Here is a 17,268-nt window from a genome sequence, read left to right as displayed (position 1 = left end):
TTTTTACTAACTAATGAAAAATTTCTTGTTTGCACTGGCTGTGTGTTTATTGCCACTGCAATTGCTTGCGCAGTTTAACCTGAGCGGGCGCGTAACTGATGTTGCCACCGGCAATGCCCTGCCGGGTGCCAGCGTGGTACTCGAAAATACCAGCACAGGCACAACCACAGGCCCTGACGGTGCTTTCACTTTCAACAACCTGCCTGCCGGCAACTATAGTTTAAAAGTAACTTTCCTGGGGTTTGATCAGAAAAAAGCAACTATAAACCTGCAGCAGAATGAGTTTGTAACACTGGCTATGCAGGTAAAGTCGTTCCAGGCTGGTGAGGTTATAGTTCAGGCTACCCGTGCCGACGAAAAGACTGGTACCACCTACACTAACGTTTCCCGCGAGGCTATAGAAGAACGCAATTTCGGGCAGGATATGCCTTACCTGCTGGAGCAAACCCCGGCCGTGGTGGTAAATTCTGATGCAGGCGCCGGCGTGGGTTATACTGGTATTCGCATTCGTGGGTCTGATATTACGCGCATAAACGTTACCGTAAACGGCATCCCGATCAACGATTCTGAAAGCCACGGTACCTTCTTTGTGAACATGCCGGATTTTGCCTCGTCGGTAGAAGATATTCAGGTGCAGCGCGGTGTGGGAACCTCTACAAACGGAGCCGGTGCTTTTGGTGCCAGCATAAACATACAAACCCAGCAAACACAGCCAGAACCCTACGCCGAAACCAGCCATAGTTATGGTTCTTTCGATACCTGGAAAAACAACCTCCGCTTCGGCACAGGTTTGATAAACGGTAAGTTTGCGTTTGATGGCCGCTTGTCACGCATTAAATCGGATGGCTATATTGATCGTGCTTTCTCGGATCTGAAGTCGTTCTACTTTTCGGGTGGATACTACGGCGATAAAAGCATGCTGAAGTTTGTGACTTTTTCGGGTAAAGAGAAAACCTACCAGGCCTGGGATGGTGTGCCCGAAGACAAACTGGAAACAGACCGCACGTACAACGGCATTGGCCGCTACACCGACGAAAATGGCAACGAGCGCTTTTACGAAAACGAAACCGATAACTACCAGCAGGACCACTACCAGCTACATTTCGCGCAGGACCTGATGCCACAGCTAACTCTTAGCGGAGCGCTGCATTTAACCCGTGGCCTTGGCTATTACGAGCAGTACAAAGAAAACCGTAAGCTGGCAAACTATAACCTGAGCCCGGTAACTATAGGTGATGAAACGATAACCCGCACAGACCTGATCCAACAGAAGTGGCTTGACAACTATTTTTATGGCGCCACTTATGCCCTGAACTATAGCACCGAAGACAGTAAACTGAATGCCACGCTTGGCGGCGCCTGGAACAAATACGACGGCGACCATTACGGCGAAGTTATCTGGGCAAGATACGCCTCTAACAGCGAGATCCGGCACCGGTATTACTTCAACAACGCCATCAAAACCGACTTCAATATGTTTGCAAAAGTTACTTACCAGCTAACTGAAAAGCTCGGCTTGTTCGGCGATCTTCAGTCCAGGACTATAAACTATAAAATAGATGGCGTGGATGATGATAACCGCAATGTAACGCAGCAGGCTGATTTCAACTTCCTGAATCCGAAGGCGGGTGTTACCTATGCAATCACAGATAACCAGAGTGTTTATGCATCTTACGCCGTGGGCAACCGCGAACCGGCCCGTACCGATTTTACAGATACTCCTATAAATCCATTAGCAGATATTGCCGGTCCAGCACACGAAACACTGTATAACCTGGAAGCTGGCTACAAACTGCGTGGCAACACAGCCGGATTATTTGGATCTGATGATGCAAACTATAGTTTCGAGGCCAGCTATTATTACATGGACTATGACAACCAACTGGTGCCAACCGGGCAGTTGAATGATGTAGGATCACCGCTCAGAACGAACATTAAGGATAGCTACCGAACTGGTGTGGAACTGGCCGGTGTGCTAAACCTGAATGCTATAGTTGAAGTAAGCAGCACCCTGGCCCTAAGCCAGAACAAGATCCGCAACTTTAAAGAGTATCTCTACACTTTTGACCCTGATTATAATGTGGAAGCTATTACCGTAATCGATCATAAGTCAACGGACATCGCTTTTTCGCCGGCTATAGTTTCGGCGCATAAACTGGAAGTGCAGCCTGTAAAAGGATTTAAAGCCGCGCTGCTTTACAAAACAGTTGGCAAACAATACCTGGATAACACCAGCAGCGACGACCGTAAACTGGATGCCTACCAGGTAACCGACCTTCGCCTGCGCTATACTATAAAACCAGGTTTTATGAAGGAACTGGAATTTGCTTTGCTGGTAAATAACCTCCTTAACAAAAAGTACGAAGCCAATGGCTACACCTGGACCGAACTATACACCGGCGACCAGAACCGTTACGACTATAACTACTATTACCCGCAGGCAACCCGCAACTTCCTGTTCTCTGTTGGGATGAAGTTTTAAACTATAGTTTTATCATTTACAAGGAGAGCCCTGCCCGTAATGGTGGGGCTTTTTTGTTTGTCAGAATCAGGATTTACAGGATTATAAAGGATGGATAGGATTTTTGTCTGAAATTAAACTATGGCGCGAGCGTCCTGGCTCGTGTCGAATTATAGTTGGGTCTCAGACCCAGTGAGTCTGGAGGCTCGCACCATCAAAATAGAAATGCCCCTTTGTATAGGAGTGGAAAGAAGAAGTGCCTGAGTATAAAACTGTAGTCAAACATCCGGCTTTGAAATACTTTACTTAATTACATCAGAATCCTGAAAATCTTAAAATCCTGTAAATCCTGATTCAGATTATAGTTAAAATTTTAACTTTGCGTATTACCCTTCTCAAAACCTTTAAAACAAAACTATGGCTTACGAACCAGCAGGTGCCCCTGACTACTTTAACATAGACGATCTTCTTACCGAAGAGCATATTCTTATCCGTCAGACCATGCGCGACTTTGTGAAGCGCGAGATCTCTCCGAAGATTGAGCAATGGGCACAGGATGCTCATTTCCCGTCTGAGATCGTGAAAAAGTTTGGTGATGTAGGCGCTTTCGGGCCAACTATACCAACCGAATACGGCGGTGGCGGCCTCGATTATATCAGCTATGGTATCATTATGCAGGAGATTGAGCGTGGCGATTCAGGTATGCGTTCTACGGCTTCGGTGCAAGGCTCTTTGGTGATGTACCCGATCTATAAATATGGCTCTGAGGAACAGCGTAAAAAATATTTGCCTAAGCTGGCAAGCGGCGAGTGGCTGGGCTGTTTTGGTTTAACAGAGCCTGATTTCGGTTCTAACCCGGGCGGCATGATGACCAACATCAAAGACATGGGCGACCATTATTTGCTCAACGGTTCTAAGATGTGGATATCGAACTCTCCGGAGTGCCAGGTAGCTGTGGTTTGGGCCAAGAATGAAGAAGGCCGCATTAAAGGGCTTATAGTGGAGCGCGGCATGGAAGGCTTTACTACTCCTGAAATTCATAACAAATGGAGCTTACGCGCCAGCTGCACCGGCGAACTGGTGTTTGATAACGTGAAGATTCCGAAAGAAAATATACTGCCAAATGTTGATGGTCTGCGTGGCCCGCTAGGCTGCCTTGACTCTGCCCGTTACGGTATTTCGTGGGGTGCTATTGGTGCTGCTATCGACTGCTACGAGTCTGCTTTAAAGTATAGCAAAGAGCGTATCCAGTTCGACAAGCCAATCGGCGGTTTCCAGCTGACACAAAAGAAACTGGCCGAGATGCTAACTGAAATTACGAAAGCACAGCTAATGGTTTGGCGCTTAGGAACCCTGATGAACGAAGGCAAAGCCACAACGCAGCAAATATCGATGGCTAAGCGAAACAGCGTAGATATGGCCCTGCATATTGCCCGCGAAGCACGACAGATTCACGGTGGTATGGGCATAACAGGTGAATACCCGATCATGCGCCACATGATGAACCTGGAATCAGTGATCACTTACGAAGGAACACACGACATACACTTGCTGATTACGGGTGCTGATATTACCGGCATCCAGGCGTTTAAATAGGTGCGTTATTCTTTGCCTGTTAATCGGGTGGCGATTTGAACTATAGTTAAGGCAGTTGCGCGAGTAGCTGCCTTTTTTATTCCCCTCCTCGGAGGGGAATTGTTCCTTGTTGCAACTTGCGGCAGTGAAAAATATCTTAATATAAAATTAAGTTTTTTCGGCTCAGCCTAATCCTGCAATCTACCTAATCTAAAAAATCTTAGTTCTAGTATTCCTCATCTTCCTTAAACTCCTCCCGGCTTCTGCTGCCGGGGTTGTACTTCATCATACTTTCCCAGAGCCTGTCGAACTCATGGCTATAGTCCTGCACAATGCTGAGGTTGTCGGTTACAAGTATGTTCTCGTGATTATGCATGGCGGCGCTACGGGTCCAGTTGTAGCTGCCGGTTAGCACCCGGGTTTCATCAAAGATGGCAAATTTATGGTGCATGTGGCTGCGTGTTTTGTCTATGCGCACATTCAGGCCTTTTGCTGCCAGCTCTCTTATATCTGAGCCGGCATCATGCAGTTTGTTATTGTCTGTGATGATCCTGATATGTACGCCCCGATGATGTGCTCTGAGGATAGCTTCTGAAATACGATCATCGCTTATCGTGAACACGCATATTTTCATGGTCTTTTTCACCTCTTCTATCGCTGTGATAATGGCTTCCAGGCAATCTTCGCCGGGGCTGAAAAAGGCATGACTCGTAATTTTTTGCTGTTTTTGCTGCATGTACTATAAATTAGGCAGCTATAAGGTACGCTTATGGCTTCAGTTTCGGTAAGAATACGCGTAAATGCTAATGATATTAGATTTATGGTGAAATATTATAAAATAATTAGCAAAATTACGTAAATTCGTAGCTATAAATGGAGCGAAAGCAGTGCCTGAACTGTTATCTTCAGGTATAGCAAAAGCTGATTTTTAAGTAGAGAATAGAAGAATGAGAGAAGATTATCTCACCGGCGAAAAAGAGCACATGACGCCAGCCGAACGCGACATAGATAAAGCACTCCGACCGCTTAGTTTTGCCGATTTTACCGGGCAGGCAAAGGTGGTAGAGAACCTGAAAATATTTGTGCAGGCAGCTCGTCGACGTGGCGAAGCCCTGGACCACGTGCTGCTGCACGGACCTCCAGGACTTGGTAAAACGACATTATCTCATATTATAGCGTCAGAACTGGATTCTGGTATAAAAATGACTTCCGGTCCGGTACTGGATAAGCCAAGCGACTTAGCTGGTTTGCTTACCAACCTAGACCCGAACGATGTGCTTTTTATTGATGAGATCCACCGTCTGAACCCGATCGTGGAAGAATATCTGTATTCGGCCATGGAAGACTATAAGATCGACATCATGCTCGATTCCGGTCCGAATGCCCGTTCTGTACAGATCAGCCTTAACCCCTTCACGCTGATTGGTGCTACCACGCGTTCCGGCTTGCTGACAGCCCCTTTACGTGCCCGTTTCAGTATCAACAGCCGATTGGAGTACTACGATGCCGAATTACTGACTTCTATAGTTAAGCGTTCGTCGGCGTTGCTGGGTGCGCCGATACACGAGGATGCTGCTTTTGAAATTGCCCGCCGTAGCCGTGGTACACCACGTATTGCCAATAACCTGCTGCGTCGTACCCGCGACTTTGCCCAGGTAAAAAGCAACGGTACTATAGATGTGGAGATCGCAAAGTTTGCCCTTAATGCGCTGGATGTTGACCACAACGGTCTGGATGATATGGATAAACGCATCCTTTCCTGCATTATCGACAAGTACAAAGGAGGGCCGGTTGGTATCTCTACTATAGCCACAGCCTGTGGCGAAGAAGCCGAAACCATTGAAGAAGTGTACGAGCCGTTCCTGATTCAGGAAGGTTATATTAAGCGTACCGCCCGTGGCCGCGAAGCTACCGAAGCTGCTTACAGGCACTTAGGTAAAATTCCGCCGCAACATGCTCAGGCATCAGGTGGTTTGTTTGACCAGGCAGAATAACGAACTATAGTTTATAGAATAAAAAAGGAGCAGGCTTAATCGGTCTGCTTTTTTTGTCTGAACTAGGATTAAAAGGAGTTCGGGGATTATGCTTTGTAAGAATGGTGCGAGCGTCGTTGTTAGTGTTTTATGCTGTTTTAAACATCCTTGTCCGAAACGAGGGCTGCTGCGGACTTCTTAGTTCGCGTTATTTGCAAAACGGGGATTAGGAAATCCCCGGCAGCTTTACTTCAGGACTAAGAAGTCCTGAAGAGCGATAGAGAGTGCTTTCACTTGAATCCCGCGCGTCTACAGATGCTTCGGTTTCTGGCCACAGCTACTCCAAAAAGCAGCACATGGATTTTTTTTGCCTTACTTTTGTTGTACCAACTATAGCAGCCAAACTATAAGCCGGCTAAACTATAATTTGAACAAAGCACAACACACATATCTTATAAAACAGAAGGCGCAGGAACTGGGCTTTATGTATTGTGGTATCTCTAAAGCTGATTTCCTGGAAGAGGAAGCACCGCGGCTGGAGAACTGGCTGAAGCAGAATATGCACGGCCAGATGCATTACATGGAAAACCACTTCGATAAGCGCCTGGACCCGCGCCTGTTGGTGGATGGAGCTAAGTCTGTGGTGTCGTTGCTGCTTAATTATTATCCGGCCAAAGAAACCCAGCAACCCGACGAAGACACGCTTAAAATATCAAAATACGCGTACGGCACCGATTATCATTTCGTGATAAAGGACAAACTGAAAACGCTGCTGGACTATATAAATGAAACTATAGGCGAAGTTGGTGGCCGTTGCTTCGTAGATTCTGCACCGGTACTGGACAAAGCCTGGGCCTCGAAAAGCGGACTGGGTTGGGTAGGTAAGCACACACTGCTAATAACTCCTCAGGCTGGCAGTTTTCATTTTGTAGCAGAACTTATCATTGACTTGGAACTGGAATATGACGGCCCGATAAAGGACTATTGCGGAAGTTGTACCAAGTGCCTGGATGCCTGTCCTACCGATGCTATAGTTGCGCCTTACGTGGTGGATGGCAGCAAATGCATTTCGTACTATACGATAGAATTAAGAGACCAGCTGCCGCAGGAAATGAACGGGAAGTTTGGCAATTGGGTATTTGGCTGTGATATATGCCAGGATGTGTGCCCGTGGAACCGTTTCAGTAAGCCGCACAACGAACCTGCTTTTGCCCCGCACCCCGACCTGCAAAACCTGAAGACCAATGACTGGCAGGAACTAACGCATGAGGTCTTCTCTCAATTATTCAAGAAATCGGCGGTAAAGCGCACCGGCTACAATGGCCTGATGCGCAACATTACGTTTGTGCAGGAAAGTAAAGAGATCTGGTCAGATCCTATGGCTGAAGTTTAGCAAATACGCGGTTTATAATAAACAGGTATTTACTCGAAAACTGGTCGTAACACCATTGTTTTAATTGCAACAGCTCATCTGCTACCAGAAATTTAAAGGCTTTTCTGAGTTCCTTCTCAAACAACATTTTGTCGAAGCTAACCTTCAGCAAAATGGTTTTAACATATTCCAACATGTCAGTAAAGTAATAGAATCAAGTTCTTTTCTCAGTTACGCATTCCTGTTGTAAAAGTGCTGCCAAAAGCAGGAATAAATAGGTAAAATGACAGCTTTTAAATGGGAACAGCTAATTTGGCGCTTTGTTACAGAATACTGCGTGCAGAAATTGCTAAATTTGTTCCGATGCGCTTTATTTACCTAACCTTATTGTTCCTGCTTTTATTGCCCGGCACCCTGCTGGCGCAGCAGATCAGTATTGTGTTGGGTAAAAGCCCGCTGCCCATAAACCAGTACTATACTATAGGCATTCAGCTCCACGATCAGGCCCTGAAAGAATACAGCCCGTTCCCGGATATCGAAGGATTTAAAAAGAGCACCAAGTATTCATCCACCGAAACTATAATTACGGGTGGAGCTACTTCTAAAATACTGACCGTTTACCAGAACTATGCGCCTCTTGCCGAAGGCGAGTTTGTGCTGAAGCCTTTCAGTATGAAAGTGAACGGGCAGACCGTGCAGTCGCAGGGAACAACTATAGTTGTAAAGTCTATGACTGCAACAACGCCGGGCATTAACACCCCGGACCTTATCTCTCCCGGTGATGAGCCTGAAACCACGATAGATGCGCAACCCGAATACATTGAAAAAGACGATAACGCCTTCCTGACACTTTACACAAATAAAGATGAAGTATATGTAGGCGAAGGATTTACAGTAGCGCTATATTTTTACCTGGCAGCTGAAGACCAACAATTGCTGGATTTTCATGATTTCACAAACCAGATAAGCGCGATACTAAAACAGCTGCAACAGCCCAACGTGTGGGAAGAGTCATTTGAGTTTACGGAGATAACACCGGAAAACGTGATAGTGGAAGGAAAGCCTTATCTGCGTTTTAAACTATATGAATCGGTGCTTTACCCGATAAACCTGCAGCCTATCCGGTTTCCGCAGTTGTCGCTGGTAATGCTGAAATATAAAGTGGCAAAGGAGCCGAGCCTGCTAAATAACCAACGCCAGGAAGGGTTTAAGACCTACTTTGCCCGTCCACGCGAAATAAAAGTGAAACAGCTGCCACCTCATCCGTTGCGCGATGCCGTACCGGTAGGCAACTATAGATTAACCGAAAAGCTGTCCCGTAAAAATGCGCAGGTAAATAAAAGCCTTTCGTATTTGTTTCGGGTAGAAGGGGAGGGCAACCTGGCAGCCATTATGCCACCTGTGCCCGAAACGCAGGCCGGCCTGGATATTTATCCACCCGACGTGCGCCAGGATGTAACGCGTCGTGCAGGGCGTGTAATCGGCTCTAAAAGTTTTACCTATACGGTACTGCCTCGTGAGCCTGGTAACTATAACTTGGGCGAATTAATGCACTGGATCTATTTTGACCCAACTACAGCCCGCTATGACACCCTGAGACCAACCTTAACGATAGCTGTAACCGGCAACCGCGACACCGATGCTTTAGTATTGTCTCGCGACCTGGGTCCTTTTTACAGGATCATCGAGAATGAAGACAACACGTTGGTAAGTTTACACCAGTTCGATGAGATCAGGCGCTATACAAACATTATTCTGGTGGTGTTGTTGGCAGTATCGGGCTTCATCTTTATAAAACGCAGAAAACTATGAGCAATACATATGGCACACTTTTCAGGATAACAACCTTTGGCGAGTCGCATGGGCCGGCAGTTGGCGTTGTGATAGATGGTTGCCCGGCAGGCCTGGAAATAAGTGCAGAGGAGATACAGGTAGCCTTAGACCGCCGTCGCCCAGGTCAGTCAGATATAACCACACCGCGCAAAGAAGAAGATAAGGTAACGATACTTTCGGGGTTATTTGAAGGCAAGACCACCGGTACGCCAATTGCCTTGGTAGTAAACAACAAAGACCAGCATAGCCACGATTACAGCCACATAGAACACGCTTTCCGACCCTCGCACGCCGATTATACTTACACAGCCAAATACGGCACCCGCGATTACCGTGGCGGTGGCCGCAGCTCTGCTCGCGAAACCGTGGCACGTGTGGCAGCCGGCGCTGTGGCAGCCAAATTACTGAAGCAACATGGCATAACTATAAACGGCTATGTGTCGCAGGTAGGCAGTGTAAAGTTGCGTAAACATTATTCTAAGCTCGATTTTAGTAAGACAGATTCTAATAAAGTGCGTTGCCCGGATGGTGCTATAGCTGCCCGCATGATCGGAGTAATAGAAGAAGCCCGCAACAGTTTGGATACCATTGGCGGTGTAGTTAGCTGCGTTATACAAGGGGTGCCTGCCGGTTTAGGAGAGCCTGTTTTTGATAAGCTTCACGCTGAGTTGGGCAAGGCCATGCTGAGTATTAATGCTGTAAAAGGCTTTGAGTATGGCAGCGGTTTTGAGGGCGTAAAGCTTCACGGCTCCGAACACAACGACCAATTTTATACCGATGAGCAAGGCAATGTAAAGACCAGGACAAACCACTCGGGTGGTATACAGGGCGGTATCAGCAACGGGCAGGATATTTACTTTAATGTAGCGTTTAAGCCGGTAGCAACTATATTGCAGCCCCAGCAAACTATAAACGATGCCGGCCAGGAGGTAACCCTGCAGGGCAAAGGCCGCCACGACCCATGCGTACTGCCACGCGCTGTACCTATAGTTGACGCCATGGCCGCGCTGGTGCTTGCTGATTTTATGCTTCGCAGCCGGATGAGTAAACTATAAGTTCTAACGATCTAATTCAGCGCATTTGCCGGGATATACCCCCACTGATATAGTTCTTCCATGTAATTTATAGGCCTGCAATATCCATCAGCAAGAAGTATGACACGATTGCTAACACGCAAAACTGATTGGTAATCGTGATCTGTGATGATAAAGCCTTTTGTGCTGAGGTGTGTCTTAAGTAGTTCTTCTATAAACTCCACATGTAGCGGTGAGATTCCGGAGAATGGTTCATCTAACAGCACGAACTTTACATCTTTCTGTAACAGCAGCATTAACTCAAAATAGCGCAGTTCACCTTTCGATAGTTCACCGGGATATTTTGTTAAGTGTTTCTGTATTCGCTTGTCCTGCTTTATAGTTTCTTTTTTCTCCGGTTCTATATGGTAAAGGTCTATAATGTTATGGAGCTTTAAATTTGCAGGCAGAAAGTCGTGTTGTGGGAGGTAAGCAAGTAAGTTATCGCTTTTGTAAGGCTCAGTATAAACTTTGCCAGTAATGCGAATGTGTTTATTAGGAGTAGGCAGCGTACCGAAAATGATTTTGAGCAATGTTGTTTTGCCGCATCCATTTCTGCCCAGTAAGCCTACAATTTCGCCGGTATCACAGCTTAGGAAAATATCAGTAAGAAGTTGCCTGTGGCCATAGTTGTAAAGAATGCTGTCAACCTCCAGTTTGTTTTCAGGCATACATATATAGTTTCAGGATGAACAGCAAAACGGCAATTGCCACATTAAATAGGTAAGAGCCAACTATGAGCCCTGCTTTGCTTATGCCCAGATTGTGGTAAAAGTAATATTGGTTCTGATAGCGTTGCTCGTAAAAGAACAGAGCCAGAAAAAAGCCTCCGGTCAGTATACTCAAACTGAAGGAATTGATGAACCCGATAAGTTTATTATCACTGAATCCCAGACTAACTATACCTGCCAGCAACGAAAACGGCAGACTAAAGCTCATCAGTGTTCTATAGTATAAAAGATAAGGTTTGTAGCGATGCACCTGTTAACTGGTTGTGTCCTTGAATATAGTCAGATTTGATTATAAACAAAAACGCCGTCCTTGTAAAACAGGGACGGCGTTTTTTATAGTTAACCTATAATTTAAAATAATTTCAAATGCACTACCAGGTACCAGATGATAACCAGGATAGGCAGCAGGAATGGGATAGAGTAACGGATAATGTAACCGAAGAAAGATGGCATTTTAATACCGGCACTTTCAGCGATCGCTTTAACCATAAAGTTAGGGCCGTTACCAATGTAGGTAAATGCACCAAACAAAACCGATGACAGCGAAATAGCTTCCAGTAAGGTTAATGTAATAGGGTCTGTTCCGGTGCCGGTCGCAAACTGGCGCACTTCAACTACACTGCTTTGTGCCATATCGTACTTAGCCATTGCCAGCGACAGGAAGTTGGCATAGGTAGGTGCATTATCCAGGAAACCTGAAAGCGAACCTGTGGCCCAGTACAGGAAGTTAGGTGTAATGTATTGCGCATACTGCGGCGAAGAAGCTATCTCAGCAGAAAGCTGTAAGGCCGGCATCATGGTAAAGAAGATACCAAAGAAAAGGAACACTACTTCCAGGATAGGGTGGAACGAGAACTGGTTACCTGCCAGTGCTGTTTTGCTGGAATTACGGTAGCAAAAGAAAGCAGCTGTTAACTGGATGATCTCACGCAGGAAAGAGAATTTGTTGCCATCATAATAGATATGAGGTAAGCCTTCTACTACGTTAGGGTCCAGGAAGATAGCACCAATGATAATAGCCAGCCAGAACAGGTTACGCTTGCCCTTTACATAAAACTCAGTTTTCTCTTCGTTCTTAGCTACCACTTCCGGGCGTGGCGTGTAGTCAGTTACTTTATTTCTTCTGTCTACGAGGTAGAACGCAAGGCAAAGCAGCACAATAGCTACTATCCATGGTATAAACAGGTGCTGCAAGGTCCAGAAGAATGGAACACCCTTCAGGAAGCCGATAAACAACGGTGGGTCACCAAGTGGCGTAAGCAAGCCGCCAGCGTTACTAACTATAAAAATAAAGAATACGATCTGGTAAGGTTTAATGCGGTGCACATTCAGGCGAATGAACGGACGGATTAACAGGAGCGATGCACCCGTAGTACCCACCAGGTTTGCCAACACAGCCCCTATGGCTACCAACGCTACGTTCATGGCTGGGGTGGCATTGGCATTTATGTTAATGTAGATACCGCCCGCAGATATATAAAGTGCACTTAGCAATATGGCAAACGAAGCATACTCAAAAAACGTGTGTATAGGCATGTGCACATCCTGCAGTACAAAAAGATAGAAACCCAGCACTGTAAGGCCAAGCACTACAGCCACTTTTTTATAGTTGTGTTCCCAGAAATGACCAAAGAAAATTGGCCCGGCCGCAATCATGCCGATGAGTACAAGAAATGGAATAATCAGGAAGGCAGGCGGAGAAATAAGATTCTGAGCCAGTAGAATAAAATTAGTTAGCATAAGTGTTTGTGAATTATCAGCGTTGCTGATCTAATTGGTTGCAGGGCAAAGATAAAGTATCTGGGCTTATATGCTATTTTGAGGTAAAAATTTGTTGTTTTTTATTGGTATAATCTTATTCAAGACAATGTGTGTATTTCTTTACTTCTTAGAAATAATGCCTAATTTTGGAAACTTTAAGACGTGGTCAAAAGTTTTACTTAAAACGTAGATTCCCATGATAGATAATAAAGAGAAAATGGTGTCGGTATATGCTGAGGCTAACCCGAACCCAGAATCAATGAAGTTAGTAATGAACGTGCAGTTACTGCCTGATGGCCAGAGCGTGGATTACCCGGATCTGGAGAGTGCAGTAGAGTCGCCGCTGGCACAGGAGCTTTTCAACTTTGATTATGTTTCGCGTGTGTTCATTGCCAGTAATTTTGTAACTATAACCAAGAACTCACCTATAGAATGGGTTAAGCTTATACCTGAGCTGCGCACTTTCCTGAAGTCTTATGTAGAGGCTGGCGGGCCGATCTTTAACGAAGGCTTCTCGGCTGCTGCCAAAACTGAGGTTACTACCGGCGAAACATCTGAAGGCGATGCAGCTATAGTTAAGAAAGTGATCGACCTGTTAGAGAACTATGTACGCCCGGCAGTTGAGCAGGATGGTGGTAACATTTCTTTCAAATCGTATAACGATGGCGTTGTTACAGTACACCTGCAGGGGTCTTGCAGCGGCTGTCCGTCTGCAACGGTAACATTAAAAGCCGGTATCGAGAACCTGCTGAAGCGTATGGTACCAGAAGTAAAAGAAGTAGTTGCCGATGGTGTTACCATCTAATTAAAAGTAACTATAAGCTATAAGAACAGCCGGCTCTATAACAGGGACCGGCTGTTTTTTTTTGAAGCTGTTATTGAATTCCTATTTGAGGTAAGGCTGCTTTATTTTCCTTTTTTGTCATCCTGAAAGGATCTTGGTGGCTTTTAGAATTGGCTTAAACTCCGGGGCAGGTTGGGTAGTTCCATTCTGTTAAATAATGCCCTCGCTCGCGTCCCGCGAGTGTGAGCTACTTAGTGGCGTCCCGCCACTTGTGCCTCAGGCACTGTTTAAAGCGGCCAGAGTCCGCAGGTAACTCACACTCGCGGGACGCGAGCGAGAGCAAATGATAAAATAAGCCCACCCAGCCTTTTTGAGGAGAGTAGGGAAATGTTTTATAGCTGATGTAATCAAACCACCGCTACCTCTTCTTAACCAACGGTTTTTTCTACAACTATAGTTTACTCTAAGCAAGTCTGGAGACTCGTGCGCACTGTGCGGTACCAGTTGGATACCGGCGCCAGTTGGCGGCAGTTAGTTATCGGCGGCAGGACATTTAAACTATAGTTTTATATAAACAAAAAAGCCCGGAGCAATTGCCCCGGGCTTTCCGTTTATATGCCAAATGTTAGCGTACTTTCTGTGCTGCAGGAGCCGGTGCAGGCTTTTTATCCTCTTTCGTAGTATCAACTACTATAGGAGCTGCAATAAACAGAGATGAGTACACACCGAACGCCACACCGATTATCATAGCAAGAGAGAAGCCACGAAGCACCTCACCACCGAAGATGAACAGGATAACCACAACCAGGAACAATGTCAGGGAAGTAATGATGGTACGGCTGAACGTGCTGATCAGGGCCGGGTTGATCACTTCTTTTACAGAGTTGCGAGGATTATCGCGCAGGTACTCACGTACACGGTCAAAAATTACCACGGTATCGTTAATAGAGAAACCGATGATAGTTAGTATCGCTGCAATAAAAATCTGGTCCATTTCATAAGAAACACCGAATAGGTCCAGTATCGCAAAGATAGCAATAACGATCAGGGCATCGTGAAGCAAGGCTACCACACCACCCAGCGAGAACTGCCACTTACCAAAGCGGATTACCACATAGATAAAGATACCGATCAGGGCCAGCACCATTGCAACAATCGCTGTCTTCTGGATATCATCAGCCATAGTTGCACCAACTTTAGCAGAGCTTAGTACTTCAGGGTTTAGTTCGCTGTATTCTGCAAGACCTGCATCCAGTGCCGCTTTCACCTGCTCATCAGCCTGCAGGCTTTCATCATCCGCCATCCAGCTGGTAATTACCTTAAGTCGGTTAGAAGCACCAAAAGTTTTAACTTCAGTACCAGCTTCCTGGAAATCATCCGTTAACGCAGCGCGTACATCAGATGCCGGAACTGCCTGGTCGAACTCCACTACATAAGAACGGCCACCTTTAAAGTCTACGCCCAGGTTTGGTCCGTTAATAGCCATAGCTACAAAACCAAATACGATGATGGTAGTCGAGAAAATATAAGCCGGTGTTCTCCACTTCATTACATCAAATGTGATGTTACGGAACATGTTATCTGCTAACACAGAAGAGAAAGACAGTTTACCTGATCTCCTGAAGATAGCTTCGATGAACAGTCTTGAAATGTAGATAGACGTGAAGAATGATGTTGCGATACCGATCATCATGGTAATAGCAAAGCCTTTTACCGGACCAGAACCAAAGAAGTAAAGGATAAAACCAACCAGGAATGTAGTTACGTTAGCATCCAAAATGGTCATGAACGAATGCTCGTATCCTTTATTTATAACTTCGCGCATGCTCAGGCCTTTGCGGGCTTCTTCACGCATACGCTCAAATATCAGTACGTTCGCATCTACGGCCATACCTAGTGTAAGTACGATACCGGCAATACCAGGCAATGTAAGCGCAGCGTTGAACTGGGCAAGTATACCCAATATAAAGAACACGTTGAATACAAGTGCTAAGTCGGCTATAAAACCACCACGGCTATAGTATGCGATCATGAACACAACCACAATGATAAGACCTGCCAAAGTAGATAACAGACCCTGGTTGATCGCTTCCTGACCAAGTGACGGACCAACTACAGCTTCTTCCACGATACGGGTTGGAGCTGGCATTTTACCTGCCTTCAGGATGTTTGCTAAGTCTTGTGCTTCTTCGATAGTGAAGTTACCAGAGATAGAAGAGTTACCACCTGTGATCTCGCCCTGAACTACCGGTGCAGAATATACATAGTTATCAAGAACGATAGCTACCTGGCGGCCAATGTTGTTACCTGTAAGGCGAGCCCACTTTTTAGCGCCGGTTGGCGTCATGGTCATGTTAATTTCCGGCTGACCTTGCTGGTCGAAGTCCTGGCGTGCATCGTTGATTGCGTCGCCACCAAGTGGAGCTTTGCCATCACGACCTTTTTTAATAGCATAAAGCTCAACAAATTCCTGGCGGTTATCACCTGCAATAGGCTTCACATCCCACAAGAATCTCATGTTAGGAGGGAAGATCGCGCGCACATCCGGTCTTGCAAAAATGTCGTTGATCTTGGCAGTATCGCGTACGTTGGCACCAATACCGTTTGGTAACTGCGTGAACAGGCGGGCAAGCGGGCCAGCCTGGTTTGTAAGTGAATCAGCAGCAGCTAAAGCAGCGGCAGCAGAATCTTTGGCAGTTGTATCAGCAGCAGCTACGGCGTTAGAATCAGAGGCAGCAGCCTGGGCCAGTACATCGCCTTCGGCAGCAGCAGCTTTCAGTGGGTCTTCAGTAGTTTCTGTCTCGTTCAGGTTTAGTTTACCTGCTTTTTCCTGTTGTGTCAGGTGTTCGTTCAGCTGCATAAAATACGGGCTAAACTCTTGTGGAGACCATACTTCCCAGAACTCCAGGTTAGCCATACCAGATAACAGTTTACGAACACGCTCAGGGTTATCGATACCTGGTAATTCGATCTGGATACGGCCACTGCCTTTCAGGCGCTGAATGTTTGGCTGGTTTACACCAAATTTGTCGATACGGGTACGCAGGATGTTAAAAGAACGATCGATCGCATCTTCTACTTCCTGGTCAATAACGTCAATTACTTCTTCATTAGAAGATTCGTAGCTGATCTTGCCACGGTTGGCAGTGTTAGAGAAGATACGGCTTAACTTGCCATTTGGCTCTATTTCGCGGTAGGCCTGAGCAAACAGGTTTGTAAAACGCTCCTGGCTGTTTTTCTGTAGTTCCTGTGCACGTGCAAGCGCCTTCAGGAAGTTAGGATCTTTGCTGTTGCCAGCCATAGACTTGATGATCTCTACAGGCGATACTTCCAGTACCACGTGCATACCACCTTTAAGGTCAAGACCAAGGCCAAGCTCGTTCTCTTTAATTTCCTGGTAGGTATAGCCTAAAAATACAGGCTCTTTCCAGATCGAATCAAGATACGTCTGCTTTTTAGCCAGATCTACGTTGCCCTGTGCGTCGGTAGCAAATTCTTCTGCATCCTTCTGCACATTATTGGCAACAAACGAAAACGACAGGAAGTAAAGGCACAAGGCCGAAACTATAACTGTCAGCGTGATTATTAACGATTTGTTACGCATTGGTTAAATAAAAATTATGGAATAGATTGTTAGGTTACTGATGTATGTGACTGCATGTCAGTGTTTTGTGTGAAACAGCTGAATGCCTGTACGCCATGTTC

General features: G+C 46.0%; 13 protein-coding genes. 7 read left to right on the top strand and 6 right to left on the bottom strand.

The annotated features are described in order from the left end of the window. Window positions 1-13: 13 nt before the first annotated feature. Both ABS362_RS01655 and ABS362_RS01650 read left to right on the top strand, forming a co-directional pair. On the top strand, window positions 14-2,482 hold the full coding sequence (locus tag ABS362_RS01655) for a TonB-dependent receptor (RefSeq protein ID WP_350410409.1): 2,469 nt from the start codon (window positions 14-16) through the stop codon (window positions 2,480-2,482). 396 nt (window positions 2,483-2,878) lie between these two features. Beyond that, a complete protein-coding gene (locus ABS362_RS01650; protein WP_350410408.1) occupies window positions 2,879-4,057 on the top strand; it encodes an acyl-CoA dehydrogenase family protein in 1,179 nt (392 codons plus the stop codon). A 205-nt stretch (window positions 4,058-4,262) separates the two neighbouring features. On the opposite strand, the gene ABS362_RS01645 is transcribed toward ABS362_RS01650, so the two are convergent. Then, window positions 4,263-4,772: a phospholipase D-like domain-containing protein gene (locus ABS362_RS01645; RefSeq protein ID WP_350410406.1), complete on the bottom strand. Its 510-nt coding sequence runs from the start codon at window positions 4,770-4,772 to the stop codon at window positions 4,263-4,265. 211 nt (window positions 4,773-4,983) lie between these two features. Between ABS362_RS01645 and ruvB the strand changes: the two genes are divergently transcribed. Beyond that, window positions 4,984-6,030 carry a Holliday junction branch migration DNA helicase RuvB gene (gene ruvB, locus ABS362_RS01640; protein ID WP_350410405.1) on the top strand — a complete coding sequence of 349 codons (1,047 nt, stop codon included), beginning with the start codon at window positions 4,984-4,986 and terminating at the stop codon, window positions 6,028-6,030. A 406-nt stretch (window positions 6,031-6,436) separates the two neighbouring features. Beyond that, window positions 6,437-7,402 (top strand): tRNA epoxyqueuosine(34) reductase QueG, encoded by a 966-nt coding sequence (gene queG, locus ABS362_RS01635; protein WP_350410403.1) that lies wholly within the window; start codon window positions 6,437-6,439, stop codon window positions 7,400-7,402. On the opposite strand, the gene ABS362_RS01630 is transcribed toward queG, so the two are convergent. Next, on the bottom strand, window positions 7,386-7,577 hold the full coding sequence (locus ABS362_RS01630; RefSeq protein WP_350410401.1) for a hypothetical protein: 192 nt from the start codon (window positions 7,575-7,577) through the stop codon (window positions 7,386-7,388). The genes queG and ABS362_RS01630 overlap by 17 nt on opposite strands. 101 nt (window positions 7,578-7,678) lie before the next feature. On the opposite strand from ABS362_RS01630, the gene ABS362_RS01625 reads away from it, so the two are divergent. Beyond that, complete coding sequence (locus tag ABS362_RS01625) at window positions 7,679-9,193, top strand: BatD family protein (RefSeq protein WP_350410400.1); 1,515 nt, start codon at window positions 7,679-7,681, stop codon at window positions 9,191-9,193. Next, window positions 9,190-10,269: a chorismate synthase gene (gene aroC, locus ABS362_RS01620; protein WP_350410399.1), complete on the top strand. Its 1,080-nt coding sequence runs from the start codon at window positions 9,190-9,192 to the stop codon at window positions 10,267-10,269. The genes ABS362_RS01625 and aroC overlap by 4 nt, the downstream gene beginning before the upstream one ends. Before the next feature lie 11 nt (window positions 10,270-10,280). On the opposite strand, the gene ABS362_RS01615 is transcribed toward aroC, so the two are convergent. The 3 genes from ABS362_RS01615 to ABS362_RS01605 all read right to left on the bottom strand — a co-directional run bounded on the left by ABS362_RS01615 (window position 10,281) and on the right by ABS362_RS01605 (window position 12,758). Continuing rightward, window positions 10,281-10,958, bottom strand: coding sequence for an ATP-binding cassette domain-containing protein (locus tag ABS362_RS01615; protein ID WP_350410398.1), 678 nt, complete (start codon window positions 10,956-10,958; stop codon window positions 10,281-10,283). Beyond that, complete coding sequence (locus ABS362_RS01610) at window positions 10,951-11,226, bottom strand: hypothetical protein (protein ID WP_350410396.1); 276 nt, start codon at window positions 11,224-11,226, stop codon at window positions 10,951-10,953. Before ABS362_RS01610 ends, ABS362_RS01615 begins: the two co-directional genes overlap by 8 nt. Window positions 11,227-11,369: 143 nt before the next feature. Beyond that, on the bottom strand, window positions 11,370-12,758 hold the full coding sequence (locus ABS362_RS01605; RefSeq protein ID WP_350410394.1) for a sodium:proton antiporter: 1,389 nt from the start codon (window positions 12,756-12,758) through the stop codon (window positions 11,370-11,372). A gap of 217 nt (window positions 12,759-12,975) precedes the next feature. Between ABS362_RS01605 and ABS362_RS01600 the strand changes: the two genes are divergently transcribed. Next, complete coding sequence (locus tag ABS362_RS01600; protein WP_350410392.1) at window positions 12,976-13,584, top strand: NifU family protein; 609 nt, start codon at window positions 12,976-12,978, stop codon at window positions 13,582-13,584. A gap of 604 nt (window positions 13,585-14,188) precedes the next feature. Here the strand turns inward: ABS362_RS01600 and secDF are convergent. After that, a complete protein-coding gene (secDF, locus tag ABS362_RS01595; RefSeq protein ID WP_350410390.1) occupies window positions 14,189-17,167 on the bottom strand; it encodes a protein translocase subunit SecDF in 2,979 nt (992 codons plus the stop codon). Window positions 17,168-17,268: the final 101 nt, after the last annotated feature.

This window comes from Pontibacter populi (assembly GCF_040278685.1).
Taxonomy (GTDB): Bacteria; Bacteroidota; Bacteroidia; order Cytophagales; family Hymenobacteraceae; genus Pontibacter; species Pontibacter populi.
This window is presented reverse-complemented; position numbering and strand designations above follow the sequence as displayed.

Bases quoted from the DNA above. Each gene is read 5' to 3' on its own strand.
- ABS362_RS01655 (WP_350410409.1), top strand. From the start codon at position 14: ATGAAAAATTTCTTGTTTGCACTGGCTGTGTGTTTATTGCCACTGCAA.
- ABS362_RS01650 (WP_350410408.1), top strand. From the start codon at position 2,879: ATGGCTTACGAACCAGCAGGTGCCCCTGACTACTTTAACATAGACGAT.
- ABS362_RS01645 (WP_350410406.1), bottom strand. From the start codon at position 4,772: ATGCAGCAAAAACAGCAAAAAATTACGAGTCATGCCTTTTTCAGCCCC.
- ruvB (WP_350410405.1), top strand. From the start codon at position 4,984: ATGAGAGAAGATTATCTCACCGGCGAAAAAGAGCACATGACGCCAGCC.
- ABS362_RS01630 (WP_350410401.1), bottom strand. From the start codon at position 7,577: ATGTTGGAATATGTTAAAACCATTTTGCTGAAGGTTAGCTTCGACAAA.
- ABS362_RS01625 (WP_350410400.1), top strand. From the start codon at position 7,679: ATGGGAACAGCTAATTTGGCGCTTTGTTACAGAATACTGCGTGCAGAA.
- aroC (WP_350410399.1), top strand. From the start codon at position 9,190: ATGAGCAATACATATGGCACACTTTTCAGGATAACAACCTTTGGCGAG.
- ABS362_RS01615 (WP_350410398.1), bottom strand. From the start codon at position 10,958: ATGCCTGAAAACAAACTGGAGGTTGACAGCATTCTTTACAACTATGGC.
- ABS362_RS01610 (WP_350410396.1), bottom strand. From the start codon at position 11,226: ATGAGCTTTAGTCTGCCGTTTTCGTTGCTGGCAGGTATAGTTAGTCTG.
- ABS362_RS01605 (WP_350410394.1), bottom strand. From the start codon at position 12,758: ATGCTAACTAATTTTATTCTACTGGCTCAGAATCTTATTTCTCCGCCT.
- ABS362_RS01600 (WP_350410392.1), top strand. From the start codon at position 12,976: ATGATAGATAATAAAGAGAAAATGGTGTCGGTATATGCTGAGGCTAAC.
- secDF (WP_350410390.1), bottom strand. From the start codon at position 17,167: ATGCGTAACAAATCGTTAATAATCACGCTGACAGTTATAGTTTCGGCC.